Here is a 25,977-nt window from a genome sequence, read left to right as displayed (position 1 = left end):
TAAGTTGATGTTAGGACACTTGTCCTAATTCATAAATTTTTAGTGTGGTGAAAGCACACGTCATCTTGTGAAACGATCAATAAAGTACGTAATATTTGCTACTAGAGAGTTAGGAAACATCGGGAACAGACATACTCAACAGAAACAAACATAAAAACGTCAGAAGATTGCAGAGCAGGTGAAATCCTGCTCTTTTTTCATGAGTCAACCTTTAGTCGCCTTCGTCTTCTTGAGGCGCTAAAAATATGGTAAAGGAGTATGTCTTGAAAGAGTTAGATCAAAACCAAGCCCCAATTTATGAGGCCTTGGTGAAGTTACGCAAGAAAAGGATTGTTCCCTTTGATGTTCCAGGTCACAAGCGTGGACGGGGAAATCCAGAACTTGTCGAACTTTTAGGTGAAAAATGTGTAGGCATAGATGTCAATTCTATGAAACCCTTGGATAATTTAGGGCATCCTATTTCTATTATTAGGGATGCAGAAGAATTAGCTGCGGATGCTTTTGGAGCTAGCCATGCTTTTCTCATGATTGGAGGAACAACTTCATCGGTGCAGACTATGATTCTGGCAACCTGCAAGGCTGGAGATAAGATTATTCTGCCACGTAATGTCCACAAATCTGCTATCAATGCGTTGGTTCTATGTGGTGCTATTCCCATCTATATCGAGATGAGTGTGAACCCTAAAATTGGTATCGCTTTAGGTCTTGAAAATGACCGTGTTGCACAGGCCATTAAGGAACATCCAGATGCTAAAGCTATCCTAATTAACAATCCTACCTACTATGGAATTTGTTCAGACCTCAAGGGTTTAACGGAAATGGCTCATGAAGCTGGCATGATGGTTTTAGTAGATGAAGCCCACGGAGCGCATTTGCATTTCACTGATAAGCTTCCAATTTCTGCCATGGATGCAGGGGCTGATATGGCAGCAGTTTCCATGCATAAGTCTGGTGGGAGTTTGACCCAAAGCTCCATTTTACTTATCGGGGAGCAGATGAATCCTGAATACGTTCGTCAGATAATTAACCTGACCCAGTCAACATCCGCCTCTTACTTGTTGATGGCTAGTTTGGATATTTCACGTCGCAACCTTGCCCTTCGTGGTAAAGAGTCGTTTGAGAAGGTCATTGAGCTATCCGAGTATGCTCGTCGTGAAATCAATGCTATCGGTGGTTACTATGCCTACTCAAAAGAGTTAATAGACGGAGTGTCCGTTTGCGATTTTGATGTGACCAAGCTGTCAGTTTACACTCAGGGTATTGGCTTAACAGGTATCGAGGTTTATGACCTCCTGCGAGACGAATACGACATTCAGATTGAGTTTGGTGATATCGGCAATATCTTGGCTTACATTTCGATCGGTGACCGCATCCAAGATATTGAACGATTAGTCGGTGCTTTAGCTGATATCAAGAGACTCTACTCGAGAGATGGAAAAGATTTGATCGCTGGAGAATATATCCAACCGGAGTTGGTTCTATCTCCTCAGGAAGCCTTCTATTCAGAGAGAAAAAGTTTAACCTTGGACAATTCTGTTGGACAGGTCTGTGGGGAATTTGTCATGTGTTATCCTCCAGGGATTCCTATTTTGGCTCCTGGTGAACGCATTACACGAGAAATTGTCGATTATATCCAATTTGCCAAGGAACGTGGTTGCTCCCTCCAAGGGACGGAAGATCCTGAGGTCAATCACATCAACGTTATTAAGAGAAAGGAGAACTAGATGGATTTATGGTTTTCTGAAGTTCATACCCCAGATGTCAAATTGTCCCTGAGAACAGCCAAGCAACTCTACGCTGGTAAAAGTGAATGGCAGGATATCGAAGTCTTGGATACGCCAGCTTTTGGAAAGATTTTGATTTTGAATGGGCATGTCTTGTTCTCAGATGCTGATGATTTTGTCTACAACGAAATGACCGTTCATGTCCCCATGGCTGTTCACCCAAATCCAAAGAAAGTTTTAGTTATTGGGGGTGGCGACGGTGGTGTTGCACAAGTTTTAACACTCTATCCAGAATTGGAACAAATCGATATCGTGGAACCAGATGAGATGCTGGTTGAGGTTTGTCGTGAGTATTTCCCAGACTTTGCTGCAGGACTAGATGACCCTCGTGTTACCATTTACTATCAAAATGGGCTACGCTTTTTGCGAAACTGCGAAGATGATTACGATATTATCATCAACGATGCGACAGATCCATTTGGACATACGGAAGGGCTCTTTACCAAAGAATTTTACGGCAACAGTTACAGAGCCTTGAAAGAAGACGGCATCATGATTTACCAGCATGGGAGTCCCTTCTTTGACGAGGATGAGTCAGCTTGTCGAAGCATGCACCGCAAGGTCAATCAAGCCTTTCCAATCAGTCGGGTCTATCAGGCCCACATCCCAACCAGTCCAGCTGGCTATTGGTTGTTTGGATTTGCATCGAAAAAATACCACCCTGTCAAAGATTTTGACAAGGAAGGCTGGAAAAAACGCCAGCTTTTCACAGAATACTACACTGCAAACTTACACGTGGGGGCCTTTATGTTGCCTAAGTATGTTGAGGACATTTTAGAAGAAGAGGAAGGAAAAAAATGAGTCGTTTACTAGTTATTGGATGTGGGGGCGTTGCCCAAGTTGCTATTTCAAAGATTTGTCAAGATAGCGAAACCTTTACAGAAATTATGATTGCTAGCCGTACCAAGTCAAAATGCGATGACTTGAAGGCTAAACTAGAAGACAAAACAAGTACAAAAATTGAGACAGCAGCTCTTGATGCTGACAAGGTAGAAGAAGTGATTGCCCTGATTGAAAGCTACAAACCAGAAGCTGTTTTGAACGTAGCTTTACCATATCAAGATTTAACAATTATGGACGCTTGTTTGGCAACAGGTGTTCACTATATCGATACAGCCAACTACGAAGCAGAAGACACAGAAGATCCTGAGTGGCGTGCCATTTATGAGAAACGTTGCAAAGAACTTGGTTTTACAGCTTACTTTGACTACTCATGGCAATGGGCTTATCAGGAGAAATTCAAGGAAGCAGGCTTGACCGCTCTTCTTGGTTCTGGTTTTGACCCAGGTGTGACTAGTGTCTTTTCTGCTTACGCCCTTAAACACTATTTTGATGAAATCCACTATATCGACATTTTAGACTGTAATGGTGGTGACCACGGTTATCCATTTGCGACAAACTTCAACCCAGAAATTAATCTCCGTGAGGTTTCTGCGCCAGGTTCTTACTGGGAAGATGGAAAATGGGTCGAAGTTGAAGCTATGTCTATCAAGCGTGAGTATGATTTCCCTCAAGTTGGACAAAAAGATATGTATCTCCTTCACCATGAAGAAATCGAATCATTGGCTAAGAACATTCCAGGTGTTAAACGTATTCGTTTCTTTATGACTTTTGGTCAATCATACTTGACGCACATGAAATGTTTGGAAAATGTCGGTCTCCTTCGTACGGATACTATTAACTTCAATGGGCAAGAAATTGTACCAATCCAATTCTTGAAAGCCTTGCTTCCAGATCCTGCCAGCCTTGGCCCACGTACAGTTGGTAAAACCAATATTGGTTGTATCTTTACAGGTGTCAAAGATGGTGTTGAAAAGACCATCTACATCTACAATGTCTGCGACCATCAGGAATGTTACTCAGAAGTTGGTTCACAAGCAATTTCTTACACGACAGGCGTTCCAGCCATGATTGGTACCAAATTAGTTATGAACGGTACTTGGAAACAAGCTGGAGTTTACAACCTTGAAGAGTTGGATCCAGATCCATTCATGGAAGCTTTGAATGAGTATGGTTTGCCTTGGGTTGTGGTTGAAAATCCGCAAATGGTGGACTAATGAAGTTAGAACAAGTACCAACACCAGCCTATGTCATTGACTTGGCCAAGTTAGAAGCCAACTGCCGTATCCTACAATATGTTCAAGAAGAAGCGGGCTGTAAGGTTTTACTTGCCCAGAAGGCTTATTCCCTCTACAAAACCTATCCTTTGATTAGCCAGTATCTATCTGGTACGACGGCTAGTGGTCTATACGAGGCTAAGCTAGCTAGAGAAGAATTTCCGGGAGAAGTCCATGTATTTGCGCCTGCTTTCAAGGATGCAGACTTGGAAGAATTGCTGGAGATAACGGACCATATCGTCTTTAACTCAGAGAGACAGTTGCGTAAACACGGTCCGCGTTGTCGAGATGCTGGTATCAGTGTTGGTTTGCGCCTCAACCCTCAGTGTTCAACTCAAGGTGACCACGCGCTCTATGACCCTTGTGCACCTGGTTCCCGTTTTGGAGTAACTTCAGACAAGATACCGAGTGATTTGCTGGAATTGGTAGACGGTCTTCATTTTCACACCCTTTGCGAGCAGGGAGCAGATGATTTACAGACAACTTTGAAAGCAGTAGAAGCGCAGTTTGGTCCTTACTTACATGAGGTCAAATGGCTCAATATGGGGGGCGGACACCACATCACAAGAGAAGGTTACGATGTGGATTTGCTGATTTCAGAAATCAAGCGTATCCGAGAAACTTACAATCTTGAAGTCTATATCGAGCCGGGTGAAGCCATTGCGCTCAATGCAGGTTATCTAGCAACTGAAGTATTAGATATTGTAGAAAATGGTATGGAAATCTTGGTTTTAGACGCCTCTGCGACCTGCCATATGCCTGATGTACTTGAGATGCCCTATCGTCCACCTTTGAGAAATGGCTTTGAGGCACAGGAAAAAGCCCATACTTATAGACTTTCTTCCAATACCTGTCTGACAGGCGATGTGATTGGTGATTATAGTTTTGAAAATCCTGTTGAGATTGGAGATAGACTTTACTTTGAGGACATGGCTATTTACTCATTTGTTAAAAATAATACCTTTAATGGTATTGGATTGCCAAGTCTCTATCTTATGGACGAACAAGGAGACTGTAGCTTAGTCAAATCTTTTGGTTATCAAGACTTTAAAGGGAGATTATCATGATGGACAGTCCAAAAAAATTAGGCTATCGTATGCCAGCAGAGTATGAACACCATCATGGCACCCTCATGATATGGCCGACTCGACCAGGTTCATGGCCCTTTCAAGGAAAAGCTGCTAAAACAGCTTTTAGCCAGATTATTAAGACCATTGCAGAAGGGGAAAGAGTTTATCTTTTGGTAGAGCAAGACTACTTAGCTGAAGCCCAAGACTACCTTGGAGATAAGGTCGTTTATTTAGACATTCCCACCAATGATGCCTGGGCACGTGATACTGGACCAACCATTCTTGTCAATGATGAGGGCCAGAAATTAGCCGTGGATTGGTCTTTCAATGCTTGGGGTGGAGCTGTAGATGGTCTCTACCAAGACTATGAAGATGATGACCAAGTAGCCACTCGTTTTGCTGAGGCCTTGGAAATGCCTGTTTACGATGCGAAACCTTTTGTCCTAGAAGGAGGCGCAATCCACAGCGATGGTCAAGGAACCATTCTCGTAACTGAAAGTTGCTTACTTAGTCCCGGTCGCAATCCTCATCTGACTAAAGAGGAAATTAAGAATACCTTATTAGAGAGCCTTGGAGCTGAAAAAGTTATCTGGCTGCCTTATGGTATTTATCAGGATGAAACCAATGAACACATTGACAATGTTGCTGCCTTCGTTGGTCCTGCTGAGCTTGTCTTGGCTTGGACGGACGATAAAAGTGATCCTCAGCATGCCATGTCAAAAGCAGATCTCGAACTCTTAGAGCAAGAAACAGATGCAAAAGGTCGTCACTTCACCATTCATAAATTGCCTATCCCTGCAGTTCGTCAAGTTGTGACAGAAGAGGATTTGCCAGGCTACATCTATGAAGAAGGAGAAGAAGAGCGATACGCAGGTGAACGACTAGCAGCTTCCTACGTAAACTTTTATATCGCCAACAAGGCTGTCCTAGTTCCTCAGTTTCAAGACGTAAACGACAAAGTGGCCTTAGATATCCTCAGTAAGTGTTTCCCAGACCGTAAAGTTGTCGGAATTCCAGCCAGAGATATTCTTTTAGGTGGTGGCAATATCCACTGTATCACCCAACAAATCCCAGAATAGGAGAAAAAGATGAGAAATGTAAGAGTTGCAGCCATTCAGATGCAATGCGCTAAGGATGTGGCAACAAATATCCAAACCGCAGATCGTTTAGTACGTCAGGCTGCAGAACAAGGCGCACAAATTATTCTCTTGCCCGAGTTGTTTGAACGTCCCTATTTCTGTCAGGAACGTCAGTATGACTACTACCAGCATGCCCAATCTGTAGCAGAAAATACAGCTATTCAGCATTTTAAGGTGATTGCTAAGGAACTACAGGTTGTTTTACCAATCAGTTTCTATGAAAAAGATGGCAATGTCTTGTATAACTCTATTGCCGTCATTGATGCAGATGGGGAAGTGCTGGGTGTTTATCGGAAGACCCACATACCAGACGACCATTATTATCAAGAGAAATTTTACTTTACTCCTGGAAATACAGGTTTCAAGGTCTGGGATACTCGCTATGCTAAGATTGGTATTGGTATCTGTTGGGATCAATGGTTCCCTGAAACAGCCCGCTGTCTTGCTCTGAATGGGGCAGAATTGCTCTTTTATCCTACAGCTATCGGTTCAGAGCCAATTTTAGATACGGATAGTTGTGGACATTGGCAACGTACCATGCAAGGCCACGCAGCAGCAAATATTGTTCCAGTCATTGCAGCCAATCGTTATGGCTTAGAGGAAGTCACTCCAAGCGAGGAAAATGGTGGACAAAGTTCCAGTCTTGACTTCTACGGTTCGTCCTTTATGACGGATGAAACAGGAGCGATTATAGAGCGAGCTGAAAGACAAGATGAAGCTATTCTGTTAGCTACTTATGATCTAGACAAGGGAGCAAGTGAACGCCTAAACTGGGGCTTGTTTCGAGATAGAAGACCAGAAATGTATCAACGAATTACGGACTAGTAATTATGAAATGAGAGATTTATTCTGCTAGACTCGTTTTTACTAGCAACTATAAGGATACAATGTTGTCTAGTAAGTGGATTTTATATTTTAACCCTCTAAGGCTTTCTCGCACTTTGATGCGAGGAGCTTTTCTGTTTAAGCTTTATCAATAAAACATGCTATAATAGTTGCAGAAAGGTTGGTATTTATGGCTAGGATATTGGTCATTGAAGACAATAGTGACATTCAAGAGATTTTACGAACACTACTTACCGAGGAGCATGAGGTGATTCAAGCCTTTTCTGGTACAGAAGGAATCATGCGTTTTGACCAAGGTGGGATTGACCTCGTTTTGCTAGATATCATGCTTCCTGGGAAAAATGGGGATCAGGTTTTAAAAGCTATCAGGGAAGAAAGTCAAATTCCAGTCATTATGCTAACGGCTTTAAGCGATAAGAAGTTAATCAGTCAATACCTCTTAGACGGTGCCAATGATTACATAGTCAAACCTTTTGATTTGGACGAAGTCTTTGCCAGAGTTACTGTTCAATTGCGTCAAAGCGTAGAAAAACAGCCTATGGAAATAGGAAAAACTGAAAATCTGCCACAAAACTTGAAAAATATCCAGTTTGATGCAGAAAGTTTTGAAATCAAAAATAGCCAGGAAACGATTCGACTTGCCAAAAAAGAATGCTTGATTCTCCAAACTCTTCTCAAACATCCTAAGAAAATTTTTACCAAGGAAGAACTTTATGAATTGGTCTGGGAGGAGAGCTATCTACCTGGAGATAATACTCTCAATACGCATTTGAGTAATCTTCGTAAAAAATTAAACCAGCTTGACCCAAATCAAGAATATATTGAAACCATTTGGGGAGTTGGAGTAAGATTAAAAGGAGACAAGCAATGACCTACATCTTAATCGTTGTCCTACTGGTACTCCTGATTATTTTATCGATTGCATTGATTCGATACCATCTAGCACTTAAAAACTTGAGTCAACAGATTGAAGACAAGATTCTCACAGGTAGTATGAAAAGAGTCGGAGTCAGCATTTTTTCCAAACATTTTTTACATCTCTACCAGCAGATTGAGAATCTATTTCAGGAAGTGGAACAATCTCGGTTGGTGATGAAAAGGGAAAAGCAAACTCTGGATATGGCCATCAGCAATATCGCCCATGATATTCGGACGCCTCTGACTATCGCTTCAGGCTACACCCAACAATTGATAAAATCTCCTGAAGATAAAGCAGAAACCTTACAAAAAATAGCCCAGCATCTTGATTTAGTTTCTAAACGTTTGGAAGCACTCCTAGAATATCGTCGTTTGATGGAAGGGGCTGTCAAACCGAAACTGGAAGAAGTGGATCTTTCAGCTTTTATCACCAAAAAGACTCTGGCTTATTATGATATTTTTCAGGCGGCAAATATCACCCTTGATTTTAAGGTTGAAGCTGGTTTAAAAATGAGGACCGATGAAGACTTGCTGGATCGAATTTTACAAAATTTGCTTGGAAATGTCCTCAAGCATGGCAAGGAAGAAGCGCGGCTATCTTTGAGAAAGGAAAAGGAACAGCTTGTCTTAGAGATTGCAAACCTTGTCAAACAACCCATCAAAAGAATAGAAAATCTCAGCAACCGTTTTTATTCTGAAAATCTATCAGATACCGAAGAATCCTCTGGTTTAGGCCTTTATATCACTGAGGAATTATGTCATCTTCTCGGTGCAGAGATGAAACTAAGCACAGATGGCCAGTGGTTGTCGGTTTTCGTTTATTTTTAACGAAATAAACCTCCTCTGTAGGCTAGAGGAGGCCTTTTTTATAGACTTTTCTTTTTGAAAACTGCCAGTCCACTTAGATTAAAGATTAGAATAGCAGCTAAGCTAACTATAAGTGTATAGAAAATGGATTCACTATTAGCAGTCATAGCATAGGCAAACTGCAATGATAAATATGGCAAAATTTTGATATTTGGAAAAAGGAGCATTGGCATAGAAAGTAAGATAGAGCTGACCAAATAACCAATAAATACCGCAAGATAAGAATGACTAACATAGAGGATGAAGGAAACAATGGAAAGCCAAGCAAGGAGGCAAAGGAATTGAAGGGAAATGGTTATCAGTAAATTGCCAATAAAGCCATCAGGCATAGTTCCAAATCCATTTAAGATAGTTGCTGGAATAAAGGCAATCACAAGGCTGATGATAAGTTGCAAAAGTGCAATACAAGCCACTACAAAGGCTTTGGCAAGGAAAAACTCGGTACGAGAAACACCCACTGTTAAATTATTTTTATAGAGTTTGCCGATTAAATCAACACCGAGAACTAGACAAGTTAGAATAATACAGAGAAAAACGAGGTTTGAACCTTGACTAGATGCGTTGATCAGGGCTTGTACACCGTCCCAACCATGGGTTGGAATGTCTGGCTCTTCTGTCTGGATTGCCATTAGATGGCCAGTAGCCCCAAAAACAGCCCCCATTAACATGAGTACAAAGAGAATGAACTCTGTAATCCAAAAACCTTTGGAGCGGAAAAGACGGTAAAAGTCTGCTTGAATGGTATGTATCATGATTTTCCTCCTATTCGACCAATTGAGTGAAGTATTCTTCTAGGTTTTGACGGGCATAGTAAATCTCGTCAATGTCAACATCTGCCAAGGTTAATTTTTTGAGAATCTGTTTGACATCTTGTTCCTGACCAAAGATGTGGATTTCATTCTCAGGATTGACAACCTTGAACTGGAGCTGGATTTGTTCTTTCAATACTTGACAAGCTTTATCTTGGTCGACTGTCTTAAGCACAATATAATCCTCACTTAGTGTTTCAAATTCAGCTTTGCTGATTTCACGGATAATCTTGCCTTGATCTAAAATACCAAAACGATTGGCTAGGAGATAGAGTTCTGACAAGATATGGCTAGAGATGAGAATGGTGATCCCTTTTTCTTGATTGAGCCGTTGAATCATCAGACGAAATTCTTTGATACCGATTGGGTCGAGACCGTTGATAGGTTCATCTAAAATCAGGAAGTCTGGTTTGGAGAGAAGGGCAATGGCGATGCCAAGTCTTTGCTTCATTCCAAGAGAGAAATCTCGAAAGACTTTTTTACCTGTATCTGCCAAACCTACATAGTCCAGCGTTTCGCGAATGACTTGATCAGCATTTGGAATATGACGAATCATACAGTAATATTTCAGATTTTGATAGGCTGTTAAGTGATTATGAGCTACGGGTGATTCGATAACAGAACCTACTCGAGATAGAGCCTTGGTCCACTCATTTTCCGATTGACTAGAAAAGAGGGAAACTGTCCCTTTATCCGCAAACAGTAGTTGCGTAATGATTTTGATTAAGGTGGTTTTCCCAGCTCCATTCTTCCCAATAAGTCCATAAATATCTCCCTCTCTTATCGTTAGATGAAGATCCTGAAGGATAGCTTGTTTGTCAAAGTTTTTGGACAATCCATGAATGTCGAGTACTGTTTTCATGATTCTCTCCTTTTGATTTATTTTGATAACTTTAGTATAAAGCATAGAAATCAAAGAAAGCTCAAGCATTTCTAAAGAGTTTCTAAAGTTTTAGGAATTCTTAAATATCAAAACCCAGTTGACATGAACTGGGCTTCTTAATTATAAAATATATTTCTCAATGGCACGCGCAACGCCGTCTTCTTCGTTGCTTGCTGTAACGGCATCCGCAAGAGATTTGACATAATCGCTGGCATTTCCCATTGCAATCCCAAGGCCTGCAAACTGGAGCATTTCGATATCGTTATTGGCATCACCCATGGCCATGATTTCTGATGGCGAAATCTTCAAAATCTCAGCCAAGCGTGACAGAGCAGTAGCCTTTGTCGTACCAAGTGGCATAGCTTCATAAATGACAGGCTGCGAACGAACTCCGCTAAATCGTTGGCAGAGTTCCTCAGCAAAACGCTGCTCAAAATCATCTGTTTGCTCCTCTGTACCTAAAAACATACCTTGGAACATACGGTACTTACCACTGGTAGCTTCCTCAAGGGAAATTTCAGTCAGGTCTGAAAAGACTAGTTTGGCATCATTTTCAATGACTTGATTTGGCTTGCCACCGAGGACAAAATAATGCTCCTCGTCAAAAAGTGTCAACTGAACCTCACTTTTTTCAGCAAGGTCATAGAGGTATTCGATGTCAGCTGGACTGAGTTCTTGCCAGTCAACTAAGCTCCAGTCGCTAGTTTGATGAGTTGAGCAACCGTTGTTCACAATAACGTACTCATTCTGGAGGTCTAGTCCCAGTTTTTTATAGTAGGGGAGGACACCGAAAAGCGGGCGCCCCGTACAGAGAACCAGTTTGACACCTTTTTCAATGGCTTGGTGAATAGCAGTAATGTGAGCTTGTGGGATTTCCTTGGCTTCATTGAGGAGGGTTCCGTCCATATCCAAGGCTAGTAGTTTAATCATAAGACTTCCTTTTCTACGTGTTTTGCTTTTATTATAGCATATTTTAGAGGAAAGGAGGAGGAATCTTTGGACTAATCATGGTATAATAAAAAGTAATGAAAAATTCCAACGAGGCTGAGATGAAATTACTTTATACTGATATTCGGACTTCTTTGACAGAAATTCTAACCAGAGAGTCGGAGCAGTTAGTTGCTGCTGGCAAGCGAGTCTTCTACATCGCCCCCAACTCTCTTTCCTTTGAAAAAGAACGCGCCGTGCTGGAATGCTTGTCCCAGCAGGCTTCTTTTGCGATTACCGTCACGCGCTTTGCTCAAATGGCTCGTTACCTGGTCTTGAATGATTTACCAGCTAAAACTAGTCTTGATGATATCGGTCTTGGGATGGCATTTTACAAATGTCTTGCAGAACTTGATCCCAAGAATTTACGTGTTTATGGAGCTATCAAGCAGGATCCTCAATTTATCCAGCAGTTGATTGACCTTTATCATGAGATGACGACTGCTCAAATGAGTTTTTTGGACTTGGAGAGTTTGACGGATGAGGACAAGCGAGCAGACTTACTCTTGATTTTTGAGAAAGTAACGGCCTATCTTAACCAAGGGCAGTTAGCTCAGGGAAGTCAATTGTCCCATTTGATTGAGGCTATTGAGAATGACAAAGTTAGTAGTGATTTTACTCAAATCGCCTTGGTTATTGATGGATTTACCCGTTTTTCTGCTGAGGAAGAGCGAATTGTGGACTTACTTCATGGCAAGGGTGTTGAGATTGTCATTGGAGCCTATGCTAGTAAGAAAGCCTATACCAGCCCATTCGCTGAAGGCAATCTCTATCAAGCCAGTGTGGAGTTTCTCCATCATTTAGCTGCTAAATACCAAACGCCTGCTCAGGACTGTTCTCAAACTCATGAGAAGATGGATAGCTTTGACAAGGCCTCTCGTTTGTTGGAGTCTTCTTATGACTTTTCAGAACTCGCTTTGGATGTCGATGAGAAGGATCGTGAAAACTTACAAATCTGGTCTTGTTTGACGCAAAAGGAGGAGTTGGAGCTAGTAGCCCGTAACATTCGTCAGAAATTGCATGAGAACTCAGACCTGAGCTACAAGCATTTTCGGATTCTCTTGGGGGATGTAGCTTCTTACCAGTTATCGCTGAAAACCATTTTTGCCCAGTATCAGATTCCTTTCTATCTTGGTAGAAGCGAATCCATGGCGCACCATCCCTTGACTCAGTTTGTAGAGTCTATTTTGGCTTTAAAACGCTATCGTTTCCGTCAGGAGGATTTGATAAACCTTCTTAGAACAGGTCTGTATACCGATCTTAATCAGGCTGATATTGATGCTTTTGAACAATATATCCGCTATCTTGGTATCAATGGCTTGCCAGCCTTTCAGCAATCCTTCACCAAATCCCACCATGGAAAATTTAATTTGGAACGTTTAAATGCTCTTCGTCTGCAGATTGTAGCGCCTCTTGAGACCCTCTTTGTCAGTCGAAAACAAAAGGCTGAAAATCTCTTGCAAAAGTGGAATTCTTTTCTAAAAGAAGGAGCGGTGACCAAGCAGTTGCAAGACTTAACAGCCACCATGGAAGCCCTAGAGCAGGAAAGACAAGCCGAAGTTTGGAAGGCTTTCTGCCATGTTTTAGAACAATTTGCAACTGTTTTTGCTGGTTCACAGGTTAGTCTGGAAGACTTCCTAGCCTTGCTCAATTCTGGAATGAGTTTATCTCAGTATCGCACTATTCCAGCAACAGTGGACACCGTTCTGGTGCAGAGTTACGATTTGATTGCGCCCTTAACATCTGACTTTGTCTATGCCATTGGGCTGACTCAGGACAATTTACCAAAAATTGCGCAAAACACCAGTCTTTTGACAGACGAAGAAAGACAGAGCCTAAACCAAGCGACAGAAGATGGGGCGCAATTGCTGATTGCTAGCAGTGAAAATCTCAAGAAAAATCGCTACACTATGCTTTCCTTGGTCAATTCTGCTCGTAAGCAGTTGGTCTTGTCGGCTCCAAGCCTTTTTAACGAAAGTGAAAGCAAGGAATCAGCTTATCTTCAAGAGCTAGTCCATTTTGGATTTAGCAGGAAAGAGAAGAGGATGAATCACAAAGGGCTGTCTAAGGAAGATATGGGGTCATATCACAGTCTTTTGTCCAGTCTAGTTGCCTATCACCAGCAGAGCGAGACGAGTGAGAATGAGCAAGATTTGACCTTTATCAAGGTTCTAGCGCGTGTCATGGGTAAAAAACTAGACCAGCAAGGTTTGGAAAATCCAGCCCTGCCAACCAGCCCGAGTAGCAAGCCCTTGACCAAGGATACCTTACAAGCTCTTTATCCTACTGATCAGGAGTTTTACCTGTCTACCTCCGGTTTGACGGAGTTTTATCGCAATGAATATAGTTATTTTCTTCGCTACGTGTTAGGCTTGCAGGAGGAATTGCGCCTGCGTCCAGATGCTCGTAGTCACGGAAATTTCTTGCACCGTATATTTGAACGTGCCTTGCAGTTGCCTGACGAAGATTCCTTTGACAAACGTCTAGAACAGGCTATCCAAGAAACCAGTCAAGAACGGGAATTTGAGGCTATTTATCAGGAAAGTTTGGAAGCCCAGTTTACCAAAGAAGTTTTGCTTGATGTTGCACGGACGACTGGACATATTCTCCGACACAATCCAGCCATCGAAACCATCAAAGAAGAGGCGAATTTCGGTGGAAAAGAGCAAGCCTTTATTCAATTGGACAATGGACGCAATGTCTTTGTAAGAGGCAAGGTGGATCGGATTGACCGATTAAAAGCTGATGGAGCGATCGGAGTAGTAGACTACAAGTCTAGTCTAACTCAGTTCCAGTTTCCTCATTTCTTTAATGGACTCAATTCCCAGTTGCCAACCTATTTAGCTGCTCTAAAAAGAGAAGGGGAGAAGAATTTTTTCGGTGCCATGTACTTGGAAATGGCTGAGCCTGTTCAATCTCTGATGGCCGTTAAAAGTCTGGCAGGTGCAGTAGTAGAAGCCAGCAAGTCTATGAAATACCAAGGACTCTTTTTAGAAAAAGAAAGCAGTCATTTGGGTGAATTTTACAATAAAAACAAGGCCAATCAGCTGACAGATGAGGAATTCCAGCTCCTACTGGACTACAATGCCCATCTTTACAAGAAAGCAGCAGAGAAGATTTTAGCAGGTCAGTTCTCTATCAATCCATACACAGAAAACGGCAGAAGTATTGCCCCATATGTTCAGCAACATCAGGCTATTACTGGATTTGAAGCTAATTACCACTTAGGACAAGCCCGTTTCCTAGAAAAATTGGATTTAGCTGATGGTAAACGTCTGGTCGGAGAAAAACTCAAGCAAGCTTGGTTTGAAAAAATAAGAGAGGAGTTGAATCGATGAAGCCTATTCCCTTTTTAACTGAGGAGGAAATTCAAAACTTGCAAGAAGCAGAAGCGAGTTCGAGCAAGGAACAGAAGAAAACTGCCGAGCAAATCGAAGCCATCTACACTTCTGGTCAAAATATCCTCGTTTCAGCATCGGCTGGTTCTGGAAAGACCTTTGTTATGGCAGAGCGTATTCTGGACCAATTGGCGCGTGGTGTGGAAATCAGTCAACTCTTCATCTCAACCTTTACCGTCAAGGCTGCCACAGAGCTTAAGGAGCGTTTGGAGAAAAAAATCAGCCAACAAATCCAAGAAAGCAGCGATGTTGACCTCAAACAACACTTGGGTCGCCAGTTGTCAGACCTACCCAACGCAGCCATCGGAACCATGGACTCTTTCACACAAAAATTCCTTGGTAAACATGGTTATCTGATTGACATTGCGCCTAATTTCAGGATTTTACAAAACCAAAGTGAGCAACTCCTTCTAAAAAACGAAGTCTTCCATGAGGTCTTTGAAGTCCATTACCAAGGTAAACAGAAAAAGAAGTTTAGCCATTTGCTGAAAAATTTTGCTGGACGTGGAAAAGATGAACGGGGTCTGCGCCAGCAAGTCTATAAAATTTATGACTTCCTCCAATCCACTAGTAATCCTCAGAAATGGCTGAATGAATCTTTCCTCAAAGGCTTTGAAAAAGCTGATTTTACCAGTGAAAAAGAAAAACTAACTGAGCAAATCAAACAGGCGCTTTGGGACTTGGAAAGTTTCTTCCGTTACCATCTGGATAATGATGCCAAGGAGTTTCCAAAGGCTGCTTATCTAGAAAGTGTTCAATTAATTCTGGATGAAATTGGCTCCCTAAATCAGGAGTCCGATAGTCAGGCTTATCAAGCAGTGCTTGCGCGTGTTGTCGCAATTTCGAAAGAGAAAAACGGCCGAGCTCTGACTAATGCCAGCCGTAAGGCTGATTTGAAGCCACTGGCCGATGCCTACAACGAAGAAAGAAAGGCACAGTTTGCTAAACTAGGACAACTGTCAGACCAGATAACGATTCTCGACTATCAAGAACGTTATCATGAAGACACATGGGAACTAGCTAAGACTTTCCAAACCTTCATGAGTGATTTTGTAGAGGCTTATCGTCAGCGTAAACGCCAGGAAAATGCCTTTGAGTTTGCTGATATCAGCCATTACACCATTGAAATTTTAGAGAATTTCCCGCAAGTCCGTGAGGCTTATCAGGAGCGCTTTCATGAAGTCATGGTCGATGAGTATCAGGATACCAACCATATTCAAGAACGGATGCTGGAATTGCTGTCTAATGGCCACAATCGCTTTATGGTAGGAGATATCAAGCAATCTATCTATCGTTTCCGTCAGGCAGACCCGCAGATTTTCAATGAGAAATTCCAACGCTATGCGCAAAATCCCCAAGAAGGCAAGCTCATTCTCCTCAAAGAAAATTTCCGTAGTAGTTCAGAAGTGCTGTCAGCAACCAATGATGTCTTTGAACGTCTCATGGACCAAGAGGTCGGCGAAATCAACTATGATAACATGCACCAGCTTGTTTTTGCCAATACCAAACTGACTCCTAATCCAGACAACAAGGCGGAATTGCTTCTCTACGATAAGGACGATACAGGTGAGGAAGAAGAGAGCCAAGCAGAAACGAAACTAACAGGTGAGATGCGCTTAGTCATCAAGGAGATTCTGAAACTTCATCAGGAAAAAGGTGTGGCATTTAAGGAAATTGCTCTTCTGACCTCCAGCCGCAGTCGTAATGACCAGATTCTTCTCGCCCTGTCTGAGTACGGGATTCCCGTCAAAACAGACGGAGAGCAAAACAACTATCTCCAATCTCTAGAAGTGCAAGTCATGCTAGACACCCTTCGTGTCATTCACAATCCCCTGCAAGACTATGCCTTGGTTGCCCTTATGAAGTCTCAGATGTTTAGCTTTGATGAGGACGAGTTAGCACGTTTGTCCCTTCAGAAAGCAGAGGATAAAAGCCAAGAAAATCTCTATGAGAAATTGGTCAATACTAAAAAACAGGCAAGCAACAAGAGAAACTTGATTCACACCGCTCTAGCTGAGAAACTAAACCAATTCATGGATATCTTGGCTTCTTGGCGCTTGTATGCCAAATCCCACTCCCTCTATGACTTGATTTGGAAGATTTACAATGACCGTTTTTATTATGACTATGTTGGAGCTTTGCCCAATGGTCCTGCTAGACAGGCCAATCTCTATGCCCTAGCTTTGAGAGCAGATCAATTTGAAAAGAGCAATTTCAAAGGCTTGTCACGTTTTATTAGCATGATTGACAAGGTCCTAGAAGCCCAGCACGATTTGACAAGCGTGGCCGTCGCACTGCCAAAAGATGCAGTAGAGCTCATGACTATTCACAAGAGTAAAGGGCTAGAGTTTCCTTACGTCTTTATTCTCAATATGGATCAAGATTTCAACAAGCAAGACACCATGTCAGAAGTCATTCTCAGTCGTAAAAATGGACTAGGTGTCAAGTATATTGCCAAGATAGATACAGGAGCAGTGGAAGCCCACTACCCTAGAACCATCAAACTCTCTATTCCTAGCCTGACCTATAGGCAAAATGAGGAAGAACTGCAGCTGGCAAGCTACTCAGAGCAGATGCGCCTTCTTTATGTTGCCATGACACGGGCTGAGAAAAAGCTCTATCTTGTCGGTAAGGGGTCTCGTGAAAAGCTGGAAGCCAAGGAATACCCAGCAGCTAAAAATGGAAAACTAAATAGCAACACTAGACTTCAAGCCAAGAATTTCCAAGATTGGATTTGGGCTATCAGTAAAGTGTTTGCAAAGGATCATCTCAACTTTAGCTATCGTTTTGTTGGTGAAGATCAGCTGACTAGAGAAGCTATCGGAGAATTGGAAAACAAAAATCCTCTCCAAGATAGCTCCCAAACAGACAATCGTCAGTCAGAAACCATTAAAGAAGCTCTTGAAATGCTGAAAGAAGTAGAAGTATATAATACTCTTCACCGCGCAGCCATTGAACTTCCTAGTGTTCAAACCCCAAGTCAAATCAAGAAATTCTACGAACCAGTTATGAATATGGAAGGTGTCGAGATTGCTAGTCAAAGACAGTCAGTAGACAAGAAAATCAACTTTGATTTGCCAGATTTTTCAAGCAAAGAAAAGGTAACAGGAGCTGAGATTGGTAGTGCTACCCACGAACTCATGCAGAGAATGGATCTCAGTCAGCTACCAACGCTTGCTAGCCTGACAGAAACTCTCAAACAAGTTCAAACCAGCCCAGCTGTCAGAGACAAGATCAATCTTGCTAAAATTCTTGCATTCTTTGACACAGCACTCGGTCAGGAAATTCTTGATAATACCGACCATCTCTATCGCGAGCAACCTTTCTCCATGCTTAAACGAGACCAAAAGAGTCAGGAAGATTTCGTTGTCCGTGGTATCCTTGATGGTTATCTACTTTACGAAGACAAAATCGTTCTGTTCGACTATAAGACAGATCGCTATGATGATCCAAGTCAACTCATAGATCGTTATCGTGGTCAGTTAGCCCTATACGGAGAGGCTTTATCACGAGCCTATTCGATTGAAAATATTGAAAAATACTTGATTTTACTAGGTAAAGAAGAGGTTCAAGTTGTAAAAGTATAATCTAGAAAGGAGACCTCATGACACTTCCAGTTAGAAAATCCCTGCATGATGCGGTGTTACATGCTTCAAAAGCTGATACTTGGGAACAAGCTACCAAGGAATGGAATGAAGTTTCCTTGATTTTTAATGGAATCGGCCGTAGCAATTGTGTCTGTGGAAATGCCATCAAGTACGCTTACGAACTCTTTAACGGTGTCACCGGTCAACGCCTCTTTCCTATCGGTAGCGACTGTGTTCGGCATTTTCATCGTTTGACCCTTGACCAGCAACTAGAAGAAGAAGAAAAACTACTCAGAAAGGTTGAAAATCTCACCAGAAAAGCCCATAAAAAGGAAAAAATCAAGGTTAGCAAAAGTGACTTTGACGAGCGTCTTCTAAAGTGGCTCTGGGAAAAAGGTGTTTTTAAACCCAATCGTGGCAATCAGTTCTCACCTGAGAAAGACCACCAGCTCTTCCTAGAAGTCTTTCAAGGAGGCAGTTGGACCAAGGCAGAACCCAAGAAGAAAGCTCGTATGGAGGAAGTTCTTGAAAAATGTATCAAACCCTTTTTACTTGGAAAACCAGATGACCAACTCTATCTTGTCAAGCTAGGTAAGGAGAAAATTGATTACGAACAAGAACTTCGTATCCAGGCAGAGAAAGAGCGCAGGAAGAGGGATAAAATCGCCAAGCAATATGCAGACAATCTAGTCCTAGCCATGGGCCCAGCAGAGCGAGCCTATCAAGATTACTTTGGATTTACAGAGACCTTGACTCAAGAAGAACGCAAGTGGGAGAAAATTCTTTTTGGTAAAAATCGGACAGAACGGGCTATCAAAGCCAAACAATACCAAAAAGAGTTGGAAAAAGACCAACGAATAGCTGGTCAGGATCCAGTGGAAAGAAAGCAGAAGCAGACCTGGCTTCTCAATTCCTATTTTCGTGAGCTTCCTGAAGAAAAATCCAGATTTGCTCGGCTCTTATTAGAATATCGAAAAAGTGGAGAAGTACCCTTTTCAACTGAATATCTGTCAGACCATCTGCTCGACTTTTTCTATAAAATGAAAGCCTTTGAGTTTGAAATCGCACCAGAACAAGTTCGAGATTTTTTAAAAGAAAGCCTCCAAGCAGATCATCTCTCTTCAGCACAAGAAAGCTGGATAGAAGGAATTTTGACAAATTGCATAGTCCCATTTTTATCTCGAATACTCATCTAAAACTAAATATATAAGTCTTAGAATTTTATATAAAGTTAATATATAAATTAAGTAGATTTGAAATCAGCCTTCCTTTATAAAGTAGCTATTACAAATAAAAGCTTGTGCAAAAAAGAATAATTTATGATAGAATAGAGGATAAGAAAGAAAACGTTTTTACAATTTTTTTCAATCCGAAGGAGATATATTATGGCTACTATTCAATGGTTTCCTGGTCACATGTCTAAAGCTCGTCGACAAGTGCAGGAGAATTTAAAATTTGTTGATTTTGTGACGATTTTGGTTGATGCACGCTTACCTCTATCTAGTCAAAATCCTATGTTGACCAAGATTGTTGGTGACAAACCAAAACTCTTGATTTTAAATAAGGTAGACTTGGCTGATCCAGCAATGACCAAGGAATGGCGTCAGTATTTTGAATCACAAGGAATTCAGACGCTAGCTATCAACTCCAAAGAGCAAGTGACTGTAAAAGTTGTAACAGATGCGGCCAAAAAGCTCATGGCTGATAAGATTGCTCGCCAGAAAGAACGTGGGATTCAGATCGAAACCTTGCGTACCATGATTATCGGGATTCCAAATGCTGGTAAATCAACGCTTATGAACCGTTTGGCTGGTAAGAAAATTGCCGTTGTCGGCAATAAACCAGGGGTTACCAAGGGACAACAATGGCTCAAAACCAATAAAGACTTGGAAATCTTGGATACACCGGGTATTCTCTGGCCTAAGTTTGAGGATGAAACTGTTGCGCTTAAGTTGGCCTTGACTGGAGCTATTAAAGACCAGTTGCTTCCTATGGATGAGGTAACTATTTTTGGTCTCAATTATTTCAAAGAACATTATCCGGAAAAGTTGGCTGAACGCTTCAAACAAATGAAAATTGAAGAAGAAGCGCCTGTTATTATTATGGATATGACTCGCGCCCTTGGTTTCCGTGATGACTATGACCGCTTTTACAGTCTCTTCGTGAAGGAAGTCCGCGACGGCAAACTCGGTAACTATACCTTAGATACATTGGAAGATCTCGATGGCGACGATTAAAGAAATCAAAGAACTCCTTGCAACAGTCAAGAACCTTGATAGCCCTATTTTTTTAGAGCTTGAAAAGGATGATCGTTCTGGAGTTAAAAAGGAAATCAGCAAGCGTAAAAAAGCCATTCAGGCAGAATTGGATGAAGATTTTCGTTTGGAATCCATGCTTTCCTATGAAAAAGAACTGAACAAGCAAGGATTGACCTTAATTGCTGGTGTTGATGAGGTAGGTCGTGGTCCTCTGGCTGGGCCTGTAGTCGCTGCAGCTGTTATTTTACCTCAAGATTGTAAAATTAAAGGCCTCAATGACAGCAAGAAAATTCCTAAAAAGAAACATCTGGAGATTTTCCAAGCAGTTCAAGACCAAGCTTTATCAATCGGCATTGGTATCATAGATAATCAGGTCATCGACCAAGTCAATATCTATGAAGCAACCAAACTAGCCATGCAGGAAGCAATTTCCCAGCTCAGTCCTCAACCTGAGCACCTTTTGATCGATGCCATGAAACTGGATTTACCAATTTCACAAACATCTATCATCAAAGGAGATGCTAATTCCCTTTCAATTGCAGCAGCTTCTATAGTAGCCAAGGTGACACGTGATGAATTGATGAAGGAATACGATCAGCAGTTCCCTGGCTATGATTTTGCTGCAAATGCAGGATATGGAACAGCTAAACACCTGAAAGGCCTCACAAAACTAGGAGTTACCCCAATTCACCGAACCAGCTTTGAACCCGTTAAATCACTGGTTTCAGGAGAAAAAGAAAGTTAAGTTAGAAGGAATGATTATGGAGGAACAGTCAGAAACACTCAGTTCCAAGAAAGAATTTGCCTTTGCCTCAAGTACTATATTATCCCAAGTTGGACGAGGAATCATTGTTGGTCTCATTGTTGGAATTATCGTTGGATCCTTTCGTTTCTTAATTGAAAAAGGATTCCACCTGATACAAGGACTTTATCAAGATCAAGCGCACCTAGTGCGCAATCTTTTTGTACTGGTTTTATTTTACTTACTCATCTGCTGGCTCAGTGCGAAATTAACTCGATCAGAAAAAGATATCAAAGGCTCAGGAATTCCTCAAGTCGAAGCCGAATTAAAGGGATTGATGACTCTCAACTGGTGGGGAGTTCTTTGGAAAAAATATATTCTAGGAATTCTTGCTATTGCAAGTGGCCTCATGCTGGGGCGTGAAGGACCAAGTATTCAACTTGGAGCAGTCGGTGGTAAAGGAATTGCCAAATGGCTCAAATCCAGTCCAGTAGAGGAACGTTCCCTGATTGCGAGTGGAGCTGCCGCTGGTCTAGCTGCAGCCTTTAATGCACCGATTGCAGGGCTTCTCTTTGTAGTAGAAGAAGTTTATCACCATTTTTCTCGCTTTTTCTGGGTTTCTACTCTCGCAGCTAGTCTCGTAGCAAACTTTGTCTCACTACTCATATTTGGCCTAACGCCAGTGCTAGACATGCCTGATAATATCCCTCTCATGACCCTAGATCAGTATTGGATTTACCTCCTTATGGGAGTTTTTCTTGGACTATCTGGTTTTCTCTATGAGAAAGCTGTGCTCAATGTTGGTCGAGTTTATGATTGGCTTGGTCAAAAAATCCGTTTGGATAGAGCTTATTATCCAATTTTGGCCTTCATTCTCATCATACCAGTGGGAATTTTCTTACCCCAAATCCTTGGTGGTGGAAATCAGCTGGTTCTTTCCCTAACTGAGCAAGATTTTAGTTTCCAAGTTCTATTAGTTTACTTTTTGATTCGTTTTATTTGGAGCATGATTAGTTATGGAAGTGGCCTTCCAGGAGGAATTTTCCTACCAATTTTAGCGCTTGGTTCCTTACTTGGAGCCCTAGTTGGTGTTATTTGTGTCAATCTTGGACTTGTCAGTCAGGAGCAATTCCCTATATTTGTCATTCTGGGAATGAGTGGCTATTTTGGAGCAATATCCAAGGCTCCCTTAACTGCTATGATACTCGTAACTGAGATGGTAGGAGATATTCGCAATCTCATGCCACTCGGACTTGTGACCCTAGTTGCCTACATAATCATGGATCTACTCAAGGGTGCACCAGTCTATGAGGCTATGTTGGAAAAAATTCTGCCAGAAGAAGCGACAGATGAAGGAGAAGTCACCCTCATTGAAATTCCTGTATCAGACAAAATCGCTGGAAAACAAGTACACGAACTCAACTTACCACATAATATCCTCATCACAACTCAAGTCCATAATGGCAAGAGCCAAACTGTTAACGGTTCAACCAGAATGTATCTCGGAGATATGATTCACCTAGTTATTCCAAAAAGTGAAATTGGGAAAGTCAAAGATTTGTTGTTGTAGGAGTTTTTACATAATTTATGTTATGTAAAAATAAATTTCTTAATTAAATATATTAGAAAACCGATTCTCAACAATGAGCTCGGTTATTTTTTACAGATAAGATATTTCACATACAAGTAATTGAACTTTGGTAAAAATAAGACTATAATCAAGTTAGAAATGAAAAGCATAAAGCTAGAAAGGAGTTTACTGTATCAAATCTGTACAGTAAGATTAAAATTATGAAAAAGAAAACAATAGCAATTATACAATGTATTTTGTGTCTCATAGCTCCTTATATAGCTCTTCAGTTATGTAGAATGAACAGAAGTTTCGTTACTGATAATCTTCTTTTTTATTTTCCTTATTCTGCTGACTATTTCATTCTGGTTTAGTATTTGGAAACTAGAAAAAGCACTAGCTAATGATTCACAATGAAATTCCAAAAAAAACTGGAAATTTTTGTACTTTATAATCGAAATGTACTTTATTTTAAGATTAAATAAAGTACATTTTTTGATTCAGTAGCTTAGATGCGTAATGTACAAAATCAGCCCCTTTTAAACCCCTTGCAAGCCTAAAAATATTGGTTTAATAAGGTTTTGAATTTCACTTTTGTTACAGTGTACATTTGAAAAAATTCCAGTTTTCACTTTGATAAGGTATATTTTTAGCTATTTTTGTTCCAAAAAAATTTTTTAGTTATCAAAGATTTAAATTTTTTTTGTTTGTAGGTCTAAGTCTTTTTATCACTTTTAAAAAAACTCCTACGACATCTTTCCGAAAAACTATAATTTTCTTGAAAAATAAATAAGTCTATGCTATACTACTAGTAGACTTATTTATGGAGAAAATACATGAAACGTGAGATTTTATTAGAACGAATCGACAAACTAAAACAAATCATGCCATGGTATGTTCTGGAATACTACCAGTCTAAGCTTGCTGTTCCTTACAGTTTTACAACATTGTACGAATACCTCAAGGAATATGATCGGTTTTTCAGCTGGGTTTTGGAGTCTGGTATCTCAAACGCAGATAAAATGGCTGATATTCCTTTATCTGTCTTGGAAAATATGTCTAAGAAAGACATGGAATCTTTTATCCTTTATCTTCGAGAACGTCCTTTGCTGAATGCTAATACAACCAAACAAGGAGTTTCACAGACAACTATAAATCGGACCTTGTCAGCACTTTCTAGTCTTTACAAGTATCTGACTGAGGAAGTTGAAAACGATCAGGGAGAGCCTTATTTTTATCGTAATGTAATGAAGAAAGTTTCAACCAAAAAAAAGAAAGAAACTCTTGCTGCAAGAGCTGAAAACATCAAGCAAAAACTCTTTCTTGGTGATGAAACAGAAGGTTTTCTAACTTATATCGACCAAGAGTACCCACAACAGCTCTCTAATCGAGCTCTCTCATCATTCAACAAAAATAAAGAACGAGATTTAGCCATTATCGCCCTTCTCTTGGCGTCTGGTGTCCGCTTATCTGAAGCTGTTAATCTGGATTTAAGGGATCTCAATCTCAAAATGATGGTTATTGATGTCACTCGAAAAGGTGGCAAACGTGACTCGGTCAATATTGCTGCCTTTGCAAAACCTTATCTAGAGAATTATCTAGCCATTCGTAATCAACGCTATAAGACAGAAAAAACAGATACAGCCCTTTTTTTGACACTCTACAGAGGGGTTCCTAATCGTATCGATGCTTCCAGTGTTGAGAAAATGGTTGCTAAGTACTCAGAGAATTTTAAAGTGCGTGTAACCCCCCACAAACTACGACATACCCTAGCAACTAGGCTTTATGATGCGACTAAATCGCAAGTTTTGGTTAGCCATCAGCTAGGACATGCCAGCACACAAGTCACTGACCTCTATACCCATATCGTTAATGATGAACAAAAGAATGCTCTAGATAGTTTGTGAAATACATAAAATAAATTATGTAATGTATGATTTTTAAAAAAGAAGCTGGTCCTACAACCAACTTCTTTTTGATTTATCCAACTATTGCTTCAGCGATTTCTTCACGGCTAATTCCAGCAAAGTAGCGAGTAATGTCAATGGTTTCTAGCGCCTTAAAGACATCTTCGCGTTCGTATTTCACCCCACGAAGGACATCTTCTACTGCAGCAACATCTTCGATTCCAAAGAAATCCCCATAAATCTTGATGTCTTGGATTTTTGATTCGAGAACATTAGCAAAGATTTCCACTTTGCCACTGGTGAATTTGGTTCCACGACGGACGTTAAATTCAGGTGATTTACCGTAATTCCAGTCCCATGTTCCAAACTTGGTATCCTTGATACGATTGATTTCAGCTAATTCTTCCTCAGAAAAAACGTATTCAGTCATCTCTGGGTACTCTTTTTTCATGTATTCCAAGAGCAAATCACGGAATTCTTCAACTGTGATTTTTTCTGGTAATTCATTGACAATATTGGTGACACGAGCACGAACCGATTTCACACCTTTTGATTCAAATTTATCCTTTGAAACCTTAAGGGCGTTAGCAAGGACTGACAAATCAACGTCAAAGAGCAAGCAACCGTGGTGCATGATACGGCCATTGATATAGGCTTGGGCATTACCACAGAATTTCTTGCCGTCGATTTCTAAGTCGTTACGACCTGTGAACTCAGCTTTAACCCCAAGTTGAGCCAAAGTATTGATAACTGGAGTTGAGAAGCTCTTAAAGTCAAAAGCCTTGTTTTCATCTTCTTTTGAGATGATCGTGTAGTTGAGGTTATTTAAATCGTGGTAAACAGCTCCACCACCGCTGATACGGCGGACCACCTCAATACCATTTTCTCGAACATAATCACGGTTGATTTCTTCGATGGTATTCTGGTGACGACCAACAATGATAGATGGCTTATTAATCCAAAGTAGGAAGATTTGATCCTCATCCAAAAGGTGTTTAAAGGCATATTCTTCCAAGGCAATATTAAAGGCAGTGTCGTTTGAATGATTGATAATATATTTCATGATATCCCTTTATACGATAGAGACTGGAAAAC

19 protein-coding genes are annotated in these 25,977 nt (G+C 41.0%); 15 read left to right on the top strand and 4 right to left on the bottom strand.

Annotation, left to right across the window (positions count from 1 at the left end; genetic code table 11):
- Positions 1-263: 263 nt before the first annotated feature.
- The 8 genes from N8M95_RS01365 (at position 264) to N8M95_RS01330 (ending at position 8,702) form a co-directional block, all read left to right on the top strand.
- Positions 264-1,724, top strand: a complete 1,461-nt coding sequence (locus N8M95_RS01365) for an aminotransferase class I/II-fold pyridoxal phosphate-dependent enzyme (RefSeq protein ID WP_261116453.1) — start codon at positions 264-266, stop codon at positions 1,722-1,724.
- A complete protein-coding gene (speE, locus tag N8M95_RS01360) occupies positions 1,725-2,585 on the top strand; it encodes a polyamine aminopropyltransferase (protein WP_000366713.1) in 861 nt (286 codons plus the stop codon). It abuts the gene before it with no gap.
- Positions 2,582-3,841, top strand: coding sequence for a saccharopine dehydrogenase family protein (locus tag N8M95_RS01355; protein WP_261116452.1), 1,260 nt, complete (start codon positions 2,582-2,584; stop codon positions 3,839-3,841). The genes speE and N8M95_RS01355 overlap by 4 nt, the downstream gene beginning before the upstream one ends.
- On the top strand, positions 3,841-4,968 hold the full coding sequence (gene nspC, locus N8M95_RS01350) for a carboxynorspermidine decarboxylase (protein ID WP_261116451.1): 1,128 nt from the start codon (positions 3,841-3,843) through the stop codon (positions 4,966-4,968). The genes N8M95_RS01355 and nspC overlap by 1 nt, the downstream gene beginning before the upstream one ends.
- Positions 4,965-6,050 carry an agmatine deiminase gene (gene aguA, locus N8M95_RS01345; protein WP_261116450.1) on the top strand — a complete coding sequence of 362 codons (1,086 nt, stop codon included), beginning with the start codon at positions 4,965-4,967 and terminating at the stop codon, positions 6,048-6,050. Before nspC ends, aguA begins: the two co-directional genes overlap by 4 nt.
- Before the next feature lie 9 nt (positions 6,051-6,059).
- Positions 6,060-6,935 (top strand): N-carbamoylputrescine amidase, encoded by an 876-nt coding sequence (gene aguB / locus N8M95_RS01340; protein ID WP_261116449.1) that lies wholly within the window; start codon positions 6,060-6,062, stop codon positions 6,933-6,935.
- Between the two features lie 190 nt (positions 6,936-7,125).
- On the top strand, positions 7,126-7,827 hold the full coding sequence (locus N8M95_RS01335; protein WP_247933212.1) for a response regulator transcription factor: 702 nt from the start codon (positions 7,126-7,128) through the stop codon (positions 7,825-7,827).
- Entirely contained in the window at positions 7,824-8,702 is an 879-nt protein-coding gene (locus N8M95_RS01330) for a sensor histidine kinase (RefSeq protein ID WP_247933213.1), read from the top strand. Before N8M95_RS01335 ends, N8M95_RS01330 begins: the two co-directional genes overlap by 4 nt.
- 38 nt (positions 8,703-8,740) lie before the next feature.
- Here N8M95_RS01330 and N8M95_RS01325 read toward each other — a convergent pair whose 3' ends face one another.
- From N8M95_RS01325 to N8M95_RS01315, 3 genes are all read right to left on the bottom strand, one after another.
- Positions 8,741-9,493: an ABC transporter permease gene (locus N8M95_RS01325; RefSeq protein WP_247933214.1), complete on the bottom strand. Its 753-nt coding sequence runs from the start codon at positions 9,491-9,493 to the stop codon at positions 8,741-8,743.
- A 10-nt stretch (positions 9,494-9,503) separates the two neighbouring features.
- Positions 9,504-10,412 (bottom strand): ABC transporter ATP-binding protein, encoded by a 909-nt coding sequence (locus tag N8M95_RS01320; RefSeq protein ID WP_247933215.1) that lies wholly within the window; start codon positions 10,410-10,412, stop codon positions 9,504-9,506.
- Between the two features lie 141 nt (positions 10,413-10,553).
- Entirely contained in the window at positions 10,554-11,363 is an 810-nt protein-coding gene (locus tag N8M95_RS01315) for a Cof-type HAD-IIB family hydrolase (protein WP_120718766.1), read from the bottom strand.
- Between the two features lie 119 nt (positions 11,364-11,482).
- Here N8M95_RS01315 and rexB point away from each other — a divergent pair, with 119 nt between their 5' ends.
- The 7 genes from rexB to xerS all read left to right on the top strand — a co-directional run bounded on the left by rexB (position 11,483) and on the right by xerS (position 24,882).
- Entirely contained in the window at positions 11,483-14,758 is a 3,276-nt protein-coding gene (gene rexB / locus N8M95_RS01310) for an ATP-dependent nuclease subunit B (protein WP_261116448.1), read from the top strand.
- Complete coding sequence (gene addA, locus N8M95_RS01305) at positions 14,755-18,405, top strand: helicase-exonuclease AddAB subunit AddA (RefSeq protein ID WP_261116447.1); 3,651 nt, start codon at positions 14,755-14,757, stop codon at positions 18,403-18,405. The genes rexB and addA overlap by 4 nt, the downstream gene beginning before the upstream one ends.
- A gap of 17 nt (positions 18,406-18,422) precedes the next feature.
- Complete coding sequence (locus N8M95_RS01300) at positions 18,423-19,601, top strand: hypothetical protein (protein WP_020901375.1); 1,179 nt, start codon at positions 18,423-18,425, stop codon at positions 19,599-19,601.
- A gap of 189 nt (positions 19,602-19,790) precedes the next feature.
- Positions 19,791-20,642: a ribosome biogenesis GTPase YlqF gene (gene ylqF, locus N8M95_RS01295; RefSeq protein WP_261116446.1), complete on the top strand. Its 852-nt coding sequence runs from the start codon at positions 19,791-19,793 to the stop codon at positions 20,640-20,642.
- Positions 20,629-21,408: a ribonuclease HII gene (locus N8M95_RS01290; RefSeq protein ID WP_261116445.1), complete on the top strand. Its 780-nt coding sequence runs from the start codon at positions 20,629-20,631 to the stop codon at positions 21,406-21,408. Before ylqF ends, N8M95_RS01290 begins: the two co-directional genes overlap by 14 nt.
- A 16-nt stretch (positions 21,409-21,424) precedes the next feature.
- Positions 21,425-22,975 (top strand): ClC family H(+)/Cl(-) exchange transporter, encoded by a 1,551-nt coding sequence (locus N8M95_RS01285; protein ID WP_084924445.1) that lies wholly within the window; start codon positions 21,425-21,427, stop codon positions 22,973-22,975.
- 836 nt (positions 22,976-23,811) lie between these two features.
- Entirely contained in the window at positions 23,812-24,882 is a 1,071-nt protein-coding gene (gene xerS / locus N8M95_RS01280; protein ID WP_261116444.1) for a tyrosine recombinase XerS, read from the top strand.
- A 73-nt stretch (positions 24,883-24,955) separates the two neighbouring features.
- On the opposite strand, the gene N8M95_RS01275 is transcribed toward xerS, so the two are convergent.
- Positions 24,956-25,945: a lipoate--protein ligase gene (locus N8M95_RS01275; protein ID WP_261116443.1), complete on the bottom strand. Its 990-nt coding sequence runs from the start codon at positions 25,943-25,945 to the stop codon at positions 24,956-24,958.
- Positions 25,946-25,977: the final 32 nt, after the last annotated feature.

The organism is Streptococcus mitis (genome assembly GCF_946190325.1).
Lineage (GTDB): Bacteria > Bacillota > Bacilli > Lactobacillales > Streptococcaceae > Streptococcus > Streptococcus mitis_CF.
Note: the sequence above shows the minus strand (reverse complement) of the source record. Positions and strands in the feature narration are given on the sequence as shown.